Origin of the sequence: Adhaeretor mobilis (assembly GCF_007741515.1) — a bacterium.
GTDB lineage: Bacteria > Planctomycetota > Planctomycetia > Pirellulales > Lacipirellulaceae > Adhaeretor > Adhaeretor mobilis.
On the sequence record NZ_CP036263.1, the window covers coordinates 2,817,119 to 2,832,195 of the forward strand.

Annotated in this window: 14 protein-coding genes, 1 tRNA gene and 1 pseudogene; 8 read left to right on the forward strand and 8 right to left on the reverse strand. The window is 53.4% G+C overall.

Annotation, left to right across the window (positions count from 1 at the left end; all coding sequences use genetic code 11):
- Positions 1 to 66 precede the first annotated feature (66 nt).
- From HG15A2_RS11095 to HG15A2_RS11105, 3 genes are all read right to left on the reverse strand, one after another.
- Complete coding sequence (locus HG15A2_RS11095) at positions 67 to 1,341, reverse strand: PQQ-binding-like beta-propeller repeat protein (RefSeq protein ID WP_145060322.1); 1,275 nt, start codon at positions 1,339 to 1,341, stop codon at positions 67 to 69.
- A gap of 128 nt (positions 1,342 to 1,469) precedes the next feature.
- On the reverse strand, positions 1,470 to 2,354 hold the full coding sequence (locus HG15A2_RS11100; protein ID WP_145060323.1) for a hypothetical protein: 885 nt from the start codon (positions 2,352 to 2,354) through the stop codon (positions 1,470 to 1,472).
- A gap of 5 nt (positions 2,355 to 2,359) precedes the next feature.
- Entirely contained in the window at positions 2,360 to 3,094 is a 735-nt protein-coding gene (locus HG15A2_RS11105) for an RNA polymerase sigma factor (RefSeq protein ID WP_145060324.1), read from the reverse strand.
- A 1,166-nt stretch (positions 3,095 to 4,260) separates the two neighbouring features.
- Between HG15A2_RS11105 and HG15A2_RS11110 the strand changes: the two genes are divergently transcribed.
- The 6 genes from HG15A2_RS11110 to HG15A2_RS11135 all read left to right on the forward strand — a co-directional run bounded on the left by HG15A2_RS11110 (position 4,261) and on the right by HG15A2_RS11135 (position 9,218).
- Positions 4,261 to 4,767: a hypothetical protein gene (locus HG15A2_RS11110; RefSeq protein ID WP_145060325.1), complete on the forward strand. Its 507-nt coding sequence runs from the start codon at positions 4,261 to 4,263 to the stop codon at positions 4,765 to 4,767.
- A gap of 135 nt (positions 4,768 to 4,902) precedes the next feature.
- Positions 4,903 to 5,211, forward strand: coding sequence for a restriction system modified-DNA reader domain-containing protein (locus HG15A2_RS11115; protein WP_218932556.1), 309 nt, complete (start codon positions 4,903 to 4,905; stop codon positions 5,209 to 5,211).
- A gap of 519 nt (positions 5,212 to 5,730) precedes the next feature.
- A complete protein-coding gene (locus HG15A2_RS11120; protein ID WP_218932497.1) occupies positions 5,731 to 5,958 on the forward strand; it encodes a FeoA family protein in 228 nt (75 codons plus the stop codon).
- Positions 5,959 to 6,052: 94 nt separating this feature from the next.
- Positions 6,053 to 8,113 carry a ferrous iron transporter B gene (gene feoB / locus HG15A2_RS11125; protein WP_246117941.1) on the forward strand — a complete coding sequence of 687 codons (2,061 nt, stop codon included), beginning with the start codon at positions 6,053 to 6,055 and terminating at the stop codon, positions 8,111 to 8,113.
- A 126-nt stretch (positions 8,114 to 8,239) separates the two neighbouring features.
- Entirely contained in the window at positions 8,240 to 8,908 is a 669-nt protein-coding gene (locus HG15A2_RS11130; RefSeq protein ID WP_218932498.1) for a YMGG-like glycine zipper-containing protein, read from the forward strand.
- 236 nt (positions 8,909 to 9,144) lie between these two features.
- Positions 9,145 to 9,218: transfer RNA gene (locus HG15A2_RS11135), tRNA-Arg, on the forward strand.
- Here the strand turns inward: HG15A2_RS11135 and HG15A2_RS25105 are convergent.
- Positions 9,177 to 9,644: a tyrosine-type recombinase/integrase gene (locus HG15A2_RS25105; protein WP_145064022.1), complete on the reverse strand. Its 468-nt coding sequence runs from the start codon at positions 9,642 to 9,644 to the stop codon at positions 9,177 to 9,179. The genes HG15A2_RS11135 and HG15A2_RS25105 overlap by 42 nt on opposite strands.
- On the opposite strand from HG15A2_RS25105, the gene HG15A2_RS11145 reads away from it, so the two are divergent.
- Both HG15A2_RS11145 and HG15A2_RS11150 read left to right on the forward strand, forming a co-directional pair.
- Complete coding sequence (locus HG15A2_RS11145) at positions 9,635 to 10,015, forward strand: COG3415 family protein (protein WP_145060329.1); 381 nt, start codon at positions 9,635 to 9,637, stop codon at positions 10,013 to 10,015. The genes HG15A2_RS25105 and HG15A2_RS11145 overlap by 10 nt on opposite strands.
- Positions 9,961 to 10,572 (forward strand): IS630 family transposase, encoded by a 612-nt coding sequence (locus tag HG15A2_RS11150; protein WP_246117958.1) that lies wholly within the window; start codon positions 9,961 to 9,963, stop codon positions 10,570 to 10,572. The genes HG15A2_RS11145 and HG15A2_RS11150 overlap by 55 nt, the downstream gene beginning before the upstream one ends.
- On the opposite strand, the gene HG15A2_RS11155 is transcribed toward HG15A2_RS11150, so the two are convergent.
- The 4 genes and pseudogenes from HG15A2_RS11155 to HG15A2_RS11170 all read right to left on the reverse strand — a co-directional run bounded on the left by HG15A2_RS11155 (position 10,565) and on the right by HG15A2_RS11170 (position 14,834).
- Positions 10,565 to 11,464: a hypothetical protein gene (locus tag HG15A2_RS11155; protein ID WP_145060331.1), complete on the reverse strand. Its 900-nt coding sequence runs from the start codon at positions 11,462 to 11,464 to the stop codon at positions 10,565 to 10,567. The genes HG15A2_RS11150 and HG15A2_RS11155 overlap by 8 nt on opposite strands.
- A gap of 169 nt (positions 11,465 to 11,633) precedes the next feature.
- The gene (locus tag HG15A2_RS11160; protein ID WP_145060332.1) at positions 11,634 to 11,840 is read right to left on the reverse strand and encodes a hypothetical protein; all 207 of its coding nucleotides are present in this window, start codon (positions 11,838 to 11,840) and stop codon (positions 11,634 to 11,636) included.
- A gap of 193 nt (positions 11,841 to 12,033) precedes the next feature.
- Positions 12,034 to 12,363, reverse strand: a pseudogene (locus HG15A2_RS25110) (hypothetical protein); the annotation flags it as partial.
- A complete protein-coding gene (locus HG15A2_RS11170; RefSeq protein WP_145060334.1) occupies positions 12,318 to 14,834 on the reverse strand; it encodes a DUF5906 domain-containing protein in 2,517 nt (838 codons plus the stop codon). The pseudogene HG15A2_RS25110 and the gene HG15A2_RS11170, both read right to left, overlap by 46 nt.
- Positions 14,835 to 15,077: the final 243 nt, after the last annotated feature.

The window sequence follows — 15,077 nt, forward strand, 5'->3', positions numbered from 1 at the left end:
GAGGACTAGGTATTCTATTGGGCGCCTAGGAGGAAGGAGATCCAGACGAACAGTGTTGAGTTCGCTCTAATTTCGGACTAAATCTGCACCCTGTGTGGATACGTCGAACGAATAGAGCAGATCTTGATCGCGTAGGTACATCCGTCCGTTGCTCACGACCGGTTGAGTCCAGATGCGGCCCTTTTTCTTGCGAAGCTCGCTCAAGGGAGCGAGCGTGAATCGACCGTGCTCTTTCCAACCTTCTGGTGAAGGTTCAACGAGCGCGGCAATTCCCTCGTCCTTGGTAATGCAGTAAAGTCTGCCATCCGCGTAAGTGACGGAGCCCTTGCCGAGTGCCTCGCGTTCCCTCCAGGCGGCCTTACCGCTGGAGAACTCTTGGCAAACCCAGCCTACCTTGTCTGAATGACCGTAGAGGTGATCCCTGACGAGCACCACGCTGCCGTGATGGTTTTTCATGACCTTGTTGTCGTAGACAACTTCTACGTTGTACTGGTCGTCGATCGAAACGAGCTTGCTACCCACTCCGTAGCCGCTGCTGAAGTACACATAGTCGTCTTTGATAATGGGCGTCGGAATCACGGCTACGCGCCCGGGCCAGGGCGTTTTCCACAGTAATTGACCGGTTGCTGCATCCACTCCAACGCCCTTGTCGACGAGCAACTGAACGAGTTCCGACTTGCCATTGCGCTCGGTAGCCATTACTGAAGCGTAGTGCGCGCCACTGGTTAGCTCTTTACTCTGCCAAACTAGATCGCCGTTGGTGCGGTTGATCGCCACAATCGCACCTTGCTTGCCCCCCGGAGTTACGATTACGTGGTCGCCGTGAATCAGTGGCGATTCGCTGTAACCCCAAGTCGGCGTCTTGCCGCCAAGCTCCTGCATTGATTTCCGCCAGGCGATCTTACCCGTCTTAGCATCCGCGCAAATCAAAGTCCCTTGGCCGCCCATCGCATAGACTTGCCCCTCGTGAACTGTGGGCGTGCCGCGCGGACCGTTGCCCCAATCATTCTCGTACTCGTCGCCGATATCGGCAAACCAGCGTTCCTCACCAGTCTTCGCGTCCAGTGCTAGTAGCTTCTCCGTCCCCTCGCGAGAGCCCAAGAGGTAAATCCAGTCGCCCACGACGGCAGGCCCGGAGTAACCGATACCGCAGTTCTTTGAGACCCATACCTGAGGTGGACCGTCAGCGGGCCATTCTTGTAGAAGCCCCGTCTCCCGAGACAGCCCATCGCGACTAGGCCCGCGCCATTGCGGCCAATCCTCTGCTTGAAGATTTGCCGCCGAAACCAACAAGTAAACAACGCAAGGCACCAAGGCCTTGCCTAAATGGGATAACGACATGGATACCCGACTCCTGTGATCCGATGTTTTCTCCTCAGCCGTGAAGAGATTTCACGCACTCGGAGAGATCACAGATTAGCACGATTCCATCACTGGCCGCAACGCTAGCAGCCTGTAGGTAGTCTAGATTACTCTTCGTCCTGAACTGTCGCGTCCTCAGGAACTCCCAGGAAGTAGATCGTTTGCGGCCCCGTTTGCGGGTAGGAGAATTTTACGGAGCGACTCGCTTTGTCGGAAGCAATCTCACAGGACAAAGGTAAATGGTTTGACGGATTGAGTAGCAGCTTGATTTGGCAAGTGTCGTGAGGTGGGCTGAGTTGCTGGATCTTCACATTCAATTCCAGGCGACGCCTGCCTTGCCTGTCTTTGAGTTCTCTTGAGGTTTCGGAAATGACGACGACGTCGCCCGACAGCGATTCAGCAGGAAGGATCGCCGAGAGCAGCTGGGCCTGGATATTCCAGTCCTTCACAGTAGAAAGCTTATTGATCGTGACTTTCTTACTTCGTGGAGAGTAATTGCTCAAGCGGCCTAAGGAGAATTCGCGATAGAGCGTTCCCCGCACGCTTTGCTCAGCAGAAATGCGTTGCTGGTTGGATATCCAAAATCGCGATGCGCCTTTTTCGTTTGACTGCGCTTCGACCCACTGCTGGTCCTCAACCGCTTCTAGCATCGCCATCCACTGCTGCGGCTCTTTGTTCTTCGGGAGGAAGATGAACGCCGCCACCAAAATGGAAGCAGCGAGTCCTGCTACTAGGGAGAGTCCTTTCCGCAGTGAGGTTCTCGGACCCGTTGAAGTCCTCGCTCTTGGGGTTTTCGCAGCAGTAACAGAACTAAGGGAGCGCGATTCCCTGAGGGTACGGTCTTCGAAAGCGCGGCCGAGTCTCGTGCCGAGCGAATTCACAAACTCTTCACGCAAGGGCGGCGCGTCATGTACCTCTTGCAAGTCACGCTGCAAGGCCATCTCTTGAAAGCCGTTCAGATCGTCTGTGCCAGTGGAGTGTTTGTTGGTCATGATTCTCAACCGGCGGGCCGGTCTCGCAGTTCTGCGCTGGCGGCGATCGTGGTGAATCCTTCGGTAATCCTTCCGCCAATATCGGGGGCACTGATGTCGGAGTCGTAGCTATCTGTGCGGGGAGCTTTCACACTGTTCTCCAGACCGGCGCTTTTCAGCTCCGATTGCTTCTCAATGCTGTCGAACAAACGGCGGAACTCACGCCGCGCTCGATATAACGTTGCTTCAACCGCCTTCTCAGTTTCTTCTAGTCGCGTGGCGATTTCCTTAACACTCATGTTTTCTACATATTTCAATTCCAACGCCACGCGCTGCCGATCGGGAAGCTCTTCAAGAATCGCCACCACGGCTGCTTGCCGCTCGGCTGTTTCCAAGGGGACGCTAGGTCCATCGGCTGGGGGCGACTGCTTCGCGCGAAGTTCCACCTGATGATACGCGTTGCGTTTACGTTTCGCCTTACGGAAGTAGTCCGCCGACTTATTTCGCACCACGGCCCGCAGCCAAGCAGCAATGGGCGTTTGCTTCAGGTCGACTGCGTTGCCGCTGTTTTCATCTAGGGCGCGTAGCAGGGCGAACATGGTCTCAGCGACCACATCCTCAGCCTCGTGAGCATTGTGCAGCAGCGCATACGCGTAGCGCCAGGCCGTAGGCACATGCCGCGCATACAGCATCTGCCACGCGTCAGCGCAATGCTGCCGTGCCCGTCGCACTAATTCGGCGTCGCTCAGTTCGCATTCCAAGAGTTGTTATTGTCCAAGTCGTGCCCCAGCCGCTCGCGGCTTAGCAGCACCGCCATTGGCCGTTCCAATTGGGGCAATTTCTCCGCTATCTGCCATGCCAACCGTTAAATCGCCGCAGCCAGGAGTATCACGCAACAAAAGACTTGAAAATCGAAGAAAAACTCGCAGCTCCCTACTTATTCTTCTTAGCGTTCTTAAGCGCCCGCTTTTCCTTGGGCGTCTTCTGAGCCTTCTTCTGTTGTTCTTTTTTGCCTTTGTCTCTACTACCTTTGTCACCCATGAGAGTTACTCCGCGTAAAAGGGGGGCGTCGATGCGTTTGGCGACAACCAAACGACTGTGGTCAATTGAGCATGTTTGGTGGCAGGATGCTAGAACATGCCTGCCCTTGCCCTGCCGTAAGCAAAGAAACTGGGCGGTTCTAGCCCACGCATCAGATGCGTGCAGCAATCATAACCCGAAGCGTAAGCGAGGAAGAAGCAGCGTTCGGTATTCTGCCTCGCTTACGCTTCGGGTTGCGATTAATTCTTGAGGGCCAAACTGCCCACTGCCCCTGCAAAGTTGGAAGAGCCGAAAAAAAGGATGGACGTCCATCATTCGAGCCAGTCAGGGCGATCCCTCGAACCTGGCCGTTCGTCGGCCCTGGAGAACCGCGTTCGCGATCACTGCTACTTTGTGCTTGCACGGCAACTCCCGGGGAACGATGTCGATACCAACGGACGAGCTGTTCAAGTTGCCTTGCGAACACGTTTCGCAGCCCGCCGCAGTCTTCCTAAGAGCCGCCGTCGAACTTGTGCCATTGTACGCATATTGGAACTGCGCTCAGCAACGATTTTTGGCCACCTGTCATTATGGTGTGGGGATTTCGTCTAGGAATGCCCCACGCAGAGACGCGGAGGGCGCAGAGTTTTGGGGGGGGCAGAATTGACGATGGAGGGTCGTCTCCTAACGCGTGTCGGTGTCGGCACGACAAGAGGTAAGTTCGGGGTGGGCACCAAACTTCGCGTACTCCACGGCGCTCTCAGGAAAACTCTGCTGGGCAAGTCAGCGAGGGCACCCGGCGTATTATGCCAAATCCCAGCGCCGCTTTGCGGCGCAAAAGATCGATTGGTATGATTGGGTTCCACCAATGTAAATTCCGTCCATGTCTAGTTGTCCGTGTTAATTCATGTTGATTATCAACGATCGTAAATTTGTTCTTGCTAAATTTGATACTGAAGACGAGCTTGAGCGTGTCGTCGTTGCCAACGCAGAGTACATTTTTGGGCCGTCGTCCATCTATCTTCCAAAATCATTAATACGCACCCCTGACGGTACGGGAACGATACCCGACGGATACGCAATCGATCTTGATGGACTTAGTTGGTATATCGTTGAGGCAGAAGCGAGTCAGCACAGCGTATGGAGCCACATCGCCCCACAAGTTGCTAAGCAAATCATTGCTGCTAACAACCCTGCCACGAAACAAAAACTGATCAGGACCGTGATAGACCGTGTTCGCGACGACGAATCATTGCAGGATAAATTCGCCGAACAGAACATAGAGCCAATCGATTACCATCAGGTGCTTGCTCAAATATTTGCAGCGGATCCAATCATTGGAATGCCCATCGACGCCGTGAAGAACGACCTTCGAGAATGGGCGGCAACGCTCAAAGTCGACGTACGGCTTTGAGTCGTCCAGAAGTATGTTAAATTCAATAATCCGCAGAACGTTGTATACGAAACTCCCGAGGAATTTCGTCCTGTTTTTGACGCATCACCCTATGAGTCGAGAACAACTGCACAGGTCGCCTGATACGACGTTTCAATTTCTGACCTCATCGAGGCGAACTTAATTTCCGTTGGCCAACGTCTAGTCATGCCCTGCAAACCGAGGAACAGAGAGCAAAAGGTGTACGAAGCTTTCATTCTAGATGATGGCTTACTACAAGTCTTGGGACGGTCTTTCTCCGCGCCAAGCTACGCCGCATTGTTTGGTATTCAAGACGCTGGTAGTTCACGATCGACCGTCAACGGCTGGACGGCTTGGAGACTCGGCGACGGTTGCACCTTGGCAGACATTCGGGATCAGTGGTTGTCTGATGGCGACGGTCACGTAGACGCTAACTTAAGCTAAGACTTCAATGCACTCGAGCACGCCAAGTGCCTACGCCTTCTCCGTTACCTCAACGCACGGGTGTCACAGCTGGCTGGCACAGTAGTGCGTTAAAGCGTGTAGTTGGTAGCTGAGAGCGGCCTCGATTACGACCCGCGAGTGACTTTCCCCAGCCTCATCGAAGTCGTGTGAAGCACTAGGATGAGCGAGGCGAAATCCACGAGATGAGGTTCTCTTGCTACCGTCGGCTTGGTCTTTTGGAAGAGGTCAACGCGTAGGGAACACCAAAGACCTCTTGTGCTTCGCACACCGACACTTGTCCGAACCATCCGAGTGAAGTGTCAACACCGCAGGCGGACGAAGTGTCGGTGCTATCCGCTGGGAGTGCTGTGTTTGGCTTTTCCTGGGCAGCACCTATTGGTCTTTTCCTCCGAGTCGAGTAGGATTTACTGTCAGTTTGAGATCCAATCTCAATAGCCGCCGCCTGTTTTTGAAGCTAAGGTTTCCCGCCAAGTGACTCCCCGCCTGAAGAGTGGTTCCGTGGTTGATCCCGCACCGCTTTCCGAAGCCCCGCCTGATTGCTTGCTTCGCGTCGTCCGCGTCGAGGTTGATCCCGCTGACATGGGACGCGTGAAAGCCCTCGGCATTTGCGTAGGTCGTCAGGTGACGGTCGTGCAGCGTGGGGACCCGCTTGTGATTCGCATCGTCGGTACCCGCCTTGGGATTTCATCGCACTTAGCATCCGCCGTGTTCGTCAAATCAGCATAGCGAAGTTTTCAGTACTGATATCTACTCACCAGTAGTCCCGGCTGGTGATTCAAGTTCCACAAATTTCCTTACGCACAAGTCTTCGATCTGTCAAATGTCCACCGCCGATATTTATCTTCCTGTGATTGATGCCGACGACATGGGGCCTGGCAACGCATCGAGGGCAGACGATCCACTCTCGGCGGAAGTCACCAAACCGGTGGTCGCGTTGGTGGGAAATCCGAATTCAGGAAAAACCTCGCTCTTCAATCGACTCACGGGCTTGCGCGCTCATACAGCCAACTTCGCTGGAACTACCGTCGAACATCGTCGCGGAACGGTGACCTTCGGCGAGCAGGCGGTCGAACTGGTTGATCTTCCAGGGCTCTACAATCTCGATGCGGACACGCCCGACGAGCGGGTGGCCTGCGAGGTGATCCGCGGTGTGGATCGCTCAGGCAAGAGTCAACCAGCGCCTGACTTGTTGATTCTTGTGATTGACTCGACCAACCTCCAGCGCAATCTGTTCCTTGCGAGTCAATTGATAGAAGTCGCCAAGGAAACTGGCAGCCCCGTAGTGGCAGCGCTCAATATGAGCGACCTTGCCAAGAGACACGGGCTGCAGATTGATGCGGAACAACTTTCCACCGACTTAGGATGCCCGGTCATTCCACTTTCAGCCCGTACCGGAGCTGGACTTGAGCAGTTGAGTACGGCCGTCGTTGAGTCGCTGCACGCTCCGGTGGCCCCCAGCGTGAACACACAATGTTCGTGTTCGGGTTGTCATGGGTGCGGCTTCGCTCAACGTTACGATTGGGCTGAAGGCGTTTCCCAGAAAGTGGTCAAAGAGGGTAGCGACTCCCTGGGACGCAATACCCAACGGATCGACCGCTTCCTAACGCATCGGTTGATTGGCTTGGCTGGGTTTGCCGTGGTGATGTTCTTCACTTTCTGGCTCATCTACAGTTTGGCCGCCTATCCGATGGACTGGATTGAGTCGCTCATGGCGGGAGCGGGCAATCAACTGTCGCGGTGGTTACCTGCGGGTGACATGCTGAGCTTGTTGGCTGACGGAATCATCGGTGGCGTGGGGGGCGTACTCGTTTTTCTGCCACAGATATGCTTGCTGTTTTTTATGTTGGCTCTGTTAGAAGACTCGGGTTATTTGTCACGAGCTGCGCTGGTGATGGATCGGCTCATGAAACGTGTTGGTTTGCCCGGCAAGGCATTCGTGCCGATGCTCTCTGCCCATGCGTGCGCGATTCCGGCGATCATGGCGACTCGCGTAATTGAAGATCGCCGCGATCGGCTGGCGACAATTCTAGTGCTGCCACTGATGACTTGTTCCGCACGCGTCCCGGTTTACGCCATGCTGATCGCCCTGTTGTTTTCCAACCAACCGCTACTAGCTGCCGCTGTATTTACAGGGGCTTACGCCTTGGGAATTGTCGCGGCACTGGCGATGGCCTGGGTTTTCAAGCGTACAATTCTCCCCGGCAACGCTCGACCGCTGTTGATCGAGCTGCCCGATTACAAATGGCCGTCACTTCGCAATGCGCTGTTGCAAACCTACGATCGCTCGATGGTCTTCGTGAAGAATGCGGGTGGGGCAATTCTGGTGATATCCATCGTGATGTGGGCCCTGGCGACCTATCCCAAGACAACGCTGGAGGATTTGTCGCCAAGTGCGAGGAGTGAAATCACCGTACTCCAAGACAATGGCGATACCGAAGCTGCGGAGAACTTGCTCGCAGAGCGTCAACTAGAACACTCGTTCGCTGGTCGAATTGGGCAAGGAGTGCAGCCGCTACTTGCTCCGCTGGGGTTCGATTGGAAAATGAGCGTCGGAGTGGTCAGTTCGTTCGCCGCACGTGAAGTCATCGTCTCCACACTATCGATTCTCTACGGGCTGGGAGATGAAGGGGACGAAGCAGCGCTGACCGGTCGACTCCGAGCCTCGACGGATAGCCAGGGCGAACCTTCCTTCACGACCCCGGTCTGTCTGAGTCTGCTCGTGTTTTACGTGCTAGCAATGCAGTGCCTGCCTACGCAAGTCATCACCAAACGCGAGACGGGCAGTTGGGGCTGGGCCTCCTTCCAATTCGGCTACATGACCGCGCTGGCTTACGTGGCAGCACTGATTACCTTCCAAACTGCTTCAGTCATTGTCGGTTAGGTGATTGAGGAACGCCTTGGACTCTCAGTATTCCTCTTGCCGATAGATACAGATGTCGATAATTACGTTGTTCTAGTGCGACAATTACCTCGACTACCCCGTACCGTCACCTGCATGAGTTCCGCTATGGCCAGTGCTAGCAACCGCTCGCTTCTCACTTTAGTTACATTCAGCATGCTTACTGCGAGCGTGTTCACGACACCGGCAACCGCGCAGCAATACTACTACCAGCCCAACCAAAGCTACTATCGCAACGACACCCGCGAAGGCACGGTTGTGGGTGGTGGCATTGGGGCGTTGACCGGCGCGCTGATCGGCGGCAGCAAGAACTGGGAAGGCGGAGCGCTTATCGGTGCGGGTGTCGGTGCACTCACAGGACGAGCACTCGGCAGCGCACAGGATAAGGCAGACTACCAGCAGACTGCGGTGGGAAATTCCATTGCCAACCAGGCGAACGCCCAGGCCGCCGCCCAAGCGGTCACGAACTACGACCTGACCCAAATGACCGCCGCCGGATTGAGCGACGACCTGATCATCAGCACGATACAAAGCCGCGGCGGGCGCTTCGACATGAGCCCTGATGGTTTGATCGCCCTGAAGCAAGCCGGCGTGAGCGATCGCGTCGTACTGTCCGCCCAGCGAGCGAGCGGCCGTGCCGTGCCCACGCCCGTCAACCCCAGGCCAGTCGTGCAAGTGGACCGACCGGCACCGGTGTATCTGAAACCGGCTCCTGTGATCCACTATTACCACGGCCCGCGGCACCATTATCATCATCGATACCATGGGCGCTGGTAGTGAGTCGAACTTCAAGCGACGCGAGGTTATCCGGAACAATAGTTCTGAGGTGCGGCCAAGAACCATAGGCCGGGGTGCTTGAGCACGACCGTCCGGTAGAAGCGGATGCAACACGGGGAATTCTCGAGAGAAAGTGCAAATCGACGACCTAGTCAGCCGGTCGAAATTTGGTAAAATGCCGTTTCGTGTTTCGCACGGGCTTAATTCTAGCCTTTGCCAATCAAGAGATTTTTCACGCACCCCTAGCTCAACTGGATAGAGCATCGGACTACGAATCCGAAGGTTGGAGGTTCGAATCCTCCGGGGTGTACTCGACTTGCGTCGATTCTTCGTTCTCGGTGTACCTAGGTACGGTCGAGAGCTTTTCTCGAATGACGCCAGCAGAGCGTTGGACTTTCGAGGGGGCGTAATGTCGCCGTGTTGTCTCGACGCTAGCGTGACGCATCACAGCGGCGACTTCACGCTCAGGCACACCCGAGCTTATTAGCCTGTCTGCGCAGCTACGTCTCAAGTCATGAGCGCTGGCGAACTTTGCCGCCTTAGCTCCACTTGCCGGCTGAACGACGACGCCAGCTCGTTTTCCGATTTCGCTAATCACCTTGCCAACCCATTCGGGACTGAGCCGAGCAGAAGACTTATTCCTGCTGTGCTTGCTTCTAGAGCAACTTACCTTTATTCGTATCGACAAATCTGGTAGAAATCCGAGCAATCCAAGGAGGGATTGCCATGCAAGCATTATCACTAGATTTACGAACGCGGATAGTCACAGCTTACGAAGCCGATGAAGGGAGTTATGAAGTGATCGGAGAACGGTTCTCGGTCAGCCCTTCTGTCGTCGGTAAGCTGGTGCGCCAGAAGCGAGACTTAAACACGTTAGCACCGCAGGTTCACTTGCGCGGTCGCAAACCGGCAGTTTCTGGAAAGCTGGAGACGAAGTTGCGTGCTCATTTGAAAAAGCATCCCGATGCTACCGTCCTGGAACGTCGCGATGCTCTGGGGCTGAAGTGTTCCGAAAAGACACTTTGGCAGACGCTGCGTAAGATGGGCTGGCGATACAAAAAAAATCCTCGCGTGCCGCAGAGCAGGACCGCAGCGATGTCGTCGTAGCGCGTCAAGACTGGCACGCGACTCAAGAAACGGTTGATGCGGAGCGTCTTGTCTTTCTGGACGAAACCTGCTTGAAGACCGATCTGACTCGAATCCGTGGTTGGGCCGAAGGGGAAGATCGACTGCTCGAAGCGATTCCCAGCGGTAAGTGGAAAACCAATACCTTGGTGCAGGCGGTGGCGTTGGATGGCACGCGTGCCGCGATGGTGCTGGATGGCCCGATGAACGGAATCTGTTTCACGGGCTTCTGTCAGTGGTTATTAGCTCCCGCCTTGCATGCGGGCGACTTGGTGGTGATGGATAACCTTTCCAGCCACAAATCGGATTTGGCTGTAGCGTCGATTGAAGCGGTGGGTGCGGAGGTGGTTTACTTGACTCCCTACTCACCGGACCTGAATCCGATCGAGAATGTCTTCTCGAAGGTCAAGCAATTGATACGCGGCTTGCGACCACGCAGTCTCAAGAAAATTGTCGAGGCGGTGCAGCAAGTACTTCCACAAATTACCCTCGACAATCTAGAAGCCACCTTCAGGCACTGCGGATATACCGTTACGTAAAAAAGTAAGTTGCTCTAGGGTTGAATGCCCAGCCATCCCGAGCATCTTCTGGTGTCTCCAGAAGAACCTGCTCGAATCGAGGTAACATCGGTATCTCTTCCTCCGTGTCGTTCTTTTGCATTGGGGCGGGTACCGATAGGACGGGATAGGGGCCGAAACCCCAGGCAGGTACGATATATTGCTTGTCAGTCCAATGAACGTTCAAAAGCTCGCCTAGCCTGAGACCCGATTCCCAGAGTCCCCAAAGGACTCGTTTCCATGAGTCGGAGGCTGCCTCTCCAACAACGCATTCGGTTGCTGCCACCATCCGATCAAACTCTTCGCCAGTGATTGGTCGGCCCTTCATGTGTCGCAGCTTGCTCGTCTTAATGGGTATTACTTTGGGGACAACCTCAAGCCATCCCATTATCGCCGCAAAATTTAGGCAAGCACTTACATTTGCCATGTACGTCTTTACCGTATGACTTGAACGCGGGAGCCCAGTTCTACTTTCCTCACCGGAATGGAGTCGATTCTTCAAGTCCTGTAGTGCTTCACTGCTTGCCAGATCCGACAGAGTTTTGGGTTTTAGAATGCGCTCCACAACATCCAGCCGCGATTCAGCATCTCGTCGAGAACTATTCCGAAGTTCCACTAGCTTCAAGTCGGAGTAGCGATCTCGGAATTCCTGCCAGGGCATGTTCGGACCGGCTGCACTTCGCTTGCGCGGCTTGGCATCCTGCCCGAGAAGCAATTTGGCTTCTAGCTCTTTCTTTTGACCTTCAGCCTGCGATTCGTCATGGGTACCAGTCGAAATACGAATCTCTCGGTTTTCGACAGGGCAAGTGTAGCGAAGTTGGATTGGGCGGCCCTTAGGTTTGGCCATGCGAACTTTCGGTGGTTGCTTCTTCATTAGGATTCTCCGAAGTGTGGAAAGGGAGTAGAAAGCCCATTGCCATAGAACCCCTTAAGTTCTCAGGGTCTAGGGCGTTGGACAATCAGAAAACTGGACTGCGCGTGCTTGAACGCTGGGGCTGGCGATCACCATGCTATAGCTTCTGCCGGTCTCTACAGCGAAACGCCTATTTCCGCTCGACGGGATGACCGCGCAGCCATTCTAGCGCGTCGGCTCCCAATACATAGCCTCTCCCTCCCACTCGACGTACCTTGAGCCCTTTCCGGCGTGCAGTCCGCCACGCGTGCCTTCCTAGACTCAGGCGAGCTTGAAACTCGTCTAGGGTGTACGCACAATTCGCATCCAAGAGCCCTTCTTTGTTAGTTGCTTCCATATTCTGTTCTCCTTTGAAATAGGTAATTAAGGGTTCATTATGGGGTTCAGGTTGCGTCAATGACTCGCTGAGACATTCAGCGACCCGCGTTCGCCACCGTACACTGCTAGTTCATACTTGGCGAAGGAATCAAAGAATTTTCGTCGATCCATGTGTCAAGTTCCTGGGGGCAATATCGGATTGATCTTCCAATTTGAGCGAACGGGATATTATCTCGCTTGCGCAGAGTAAAAAGGGTCCTTTCTGGCAGGCCTAAGACCTTCGCTGCCACTGGCCCGTTTATCAAAAGCTTACCGCTAAAGTCGGTGTTTGCAATTTTCATTTCGATTTCTCCTATGAAGTAACGGTTAAATTTGGTGTGGCAATCCGGGGCAGCATATCCCGATGGAATGCCGACGAAAACTGAGGCTAACGGACGCGATGATTGCAGTTGTTTAGAGCACATTTCAACTCGCAATCGCCTGCGACGTTCTGCCACTACAGATTTGCTTGGGACTTGTAAGAAATGCCAGTGTAGTGCCATGATCTGCCTTTGCCTTTGCGAAACTGTTTCCTTGAAACTTTCAAATTACACTTTTCCTTCAGTGTTTTCAAAAACGCAGATCGAGGAACGACTGGGAAATTATTGCTAAGGCAATAGTCGCCGTACCTCACAAGGGTCTCTTTGACTGGTATGTGCTTCGCAGTCGCCTTCTCTAAACAGTCTTTCGCAAAAGCTTTCAAACCTTCCTCCGCTGGCGTGGCAAAGTTGGCGTACTCGCCGGCCAAGACCTGCTCCTTTAATGCCGTTTGCACGACTGGTAGATAGAGCCTGCCGCATGACTCAGGTAAAGGCATGTCAATTAACTTCCTTAGTATTGAGGGTACTTCTTCCTCGATACCTGCCTCAAACGCCATTGGCTCAATCGGAACTAAAATTTGTGGCACGTCGATCATGACAATCCTCACATCCTCACTTTCGCACGGTACAAATCTTGCGTCATTTGTAGTGTGAATGAAACGAGCATAGTTTGTCGCCGTATAGGTGTTAGTCCGCATCTTTCTGATCTGAAGCGAGTGACTGGTTACCATTCGTTTAATATTCGAATAGGCCTTGTTGTCCTTCCCCCTCAAATCGAGTTCTTCAACTAATGCACAGACAGTACCCTCTAGCTCACTCGTATACTTGTCAGTGATTGCTTCTGCGCTGATTTCCACAACTCCAGGACTAATCATCTTAGAAATAGCAAACCCAAAGCTAGATTTCCCCGTGACATTCTCACGAGAAGTTAGAAGCAAGTAGGGCAGGCTTTGGGACGGCTTTTCGAAGAGCAATTTGACCCAAAGCTTTAAGTAATGAGCACCGTCAAGAATTCCAGCACCCGTGCATTCGGGGCACTCGGAAACAGCCTCATCAAGCCCACTCCCGATGTGTTGAAATATCGCGTCCCAAGTTGGGGTGGGGCCCGCCTCATCCGCAGGTTGCTGAGCAAGCTGAGCGGCGTTAAGATTCCACCGTTTTCCGGGCATGTATTCTGCCTGGAACGGCTCAGATACGATGTGGTAGGGATCAAGTCGCATCTCCCCCATCGTCTTTTTCGCAGCCATGCCAAGCGATGTGAGTACCCTGTCAACCTCTGACGAGGTGGTTTGAATCCATTCGCCGGAGGTATTGAGATACCAGAGATCAGACATCGATTTGCTTGCCGCAGCTCGAACCTTTTCAAATGCGAAAATGAGTTCGGCTTCTCGCCTAGCTCCAGAGTTATTTGGAGCTTTAAAAGAGGCCTGCCAAGTATTATTGACCCTCGTCCAACCATCGATGATGTGGTCTTCATCCTTACGATCCACTGTTAATTTCGCAACGCCTTCCTTGAGTCTCACAAAGACTTGCCTGTCACTCAACTCTTCTGGATAGACAAACTCAAAGCCTGTCGCCGCGAGAAACTCTTTCAATCCAGTGCTTGTAAAAGCAAGACCCTTCGTAGTCGAATTCAAAGAGAAATGTTGTAACGCTTTCTCAAATGGCATGAATGCGTTGAGAAAAGTGCACTGACCGCTTGGACCATCTAGCCAGCTCGAATCTTCTTTGGCGTTGCCCCATCTCTTCACGAGGAAGGCACCGTTGTTCAAAGGAATCATGAACGCATTCGGTTTTCCCAGATCACTTCCACTCGACAGGGTCTTAAAGAGGCCCTTGTAGCCGTGTTTCTCAGCTGCCATCTGTAAACCAGCCGTATGCACGTGGTAGCTGCCGAAGTCTGAATTGTAGTAGATTGAAGCGCCTGTCTCAGCGATTTGCTTCTCGATCTGAATATGGGTCTCATCAAGTTCTATTTCAGAAGATGCAAACCCCACTTTCTGTTGCGAAAGCCTTTTCGACTCACGCCATCCGGCTGGCAAGTCGCTTTCTGAGAGTGTCTCTGTGGCTGGCTTCAGTATTTCGTATGCGTTATCGGGCGCATCACTCTTGTATATCCACAAATTCGAGCCTACACAGTCACGGGCTGCCGCGAAGTCGTACCCCGTTTCTCGACACATTCGCTCGACTACCCCTTTGCCTAGAGCTGTCGCATCTTTTCGTTTTTTGATGGAGACTCCCTCTGCGAACTTGCCGAATAAATGAACTCCCTTTCCACCCGATGAGCGACGGATTTCAATCCACTTGAGCTTCATTGCTGAATCTAGTGCGTTCTTAAGTTCCTCATCTTCGATACCAACTCCCGCGGCGTGGCCTTGCACTGAATCTACATCTATCCCAATCTCTTTGTGAATCTTATTTCGCCAATCCCAGAACGCCGTGCCAAGAGCTACTAGGACAGTTCCTTCAGGGACCTCATGCCCTTTGTCGATTAGTTTACCATCCTCCTCTTTTGGATTTCGCAAAGTAGCGTTTCTGCCATCCGGGTACTTGACCATCGCTGTGTAATCACAGTTAACAGGGTCAAAAGTCTGAAAACGCTCATCTCCAGCTTTCGCCTTTTGGTACTCACCAATAAGTTCAATTAGTTTCATCTTCTACTCTTTCAAGAAAGTGTTGTGCAAGTGACTGCGAACCCCGACCGCCGGGCTCCACTTGCCTCAGGATTTGTCTCGGTCGAAATAGCTATTGACCCAGGCGGTGTGCCTTATCCGACACACCGCCTGGGAATTGATCGAATTAAGAAAATTGTCACCTGTCACCTCGATTTTTGCTCCTTAAGCAACTGCTAATTTAAGAGGGAATAATTATCTTCATTTTTTGAAATCGAATAATCT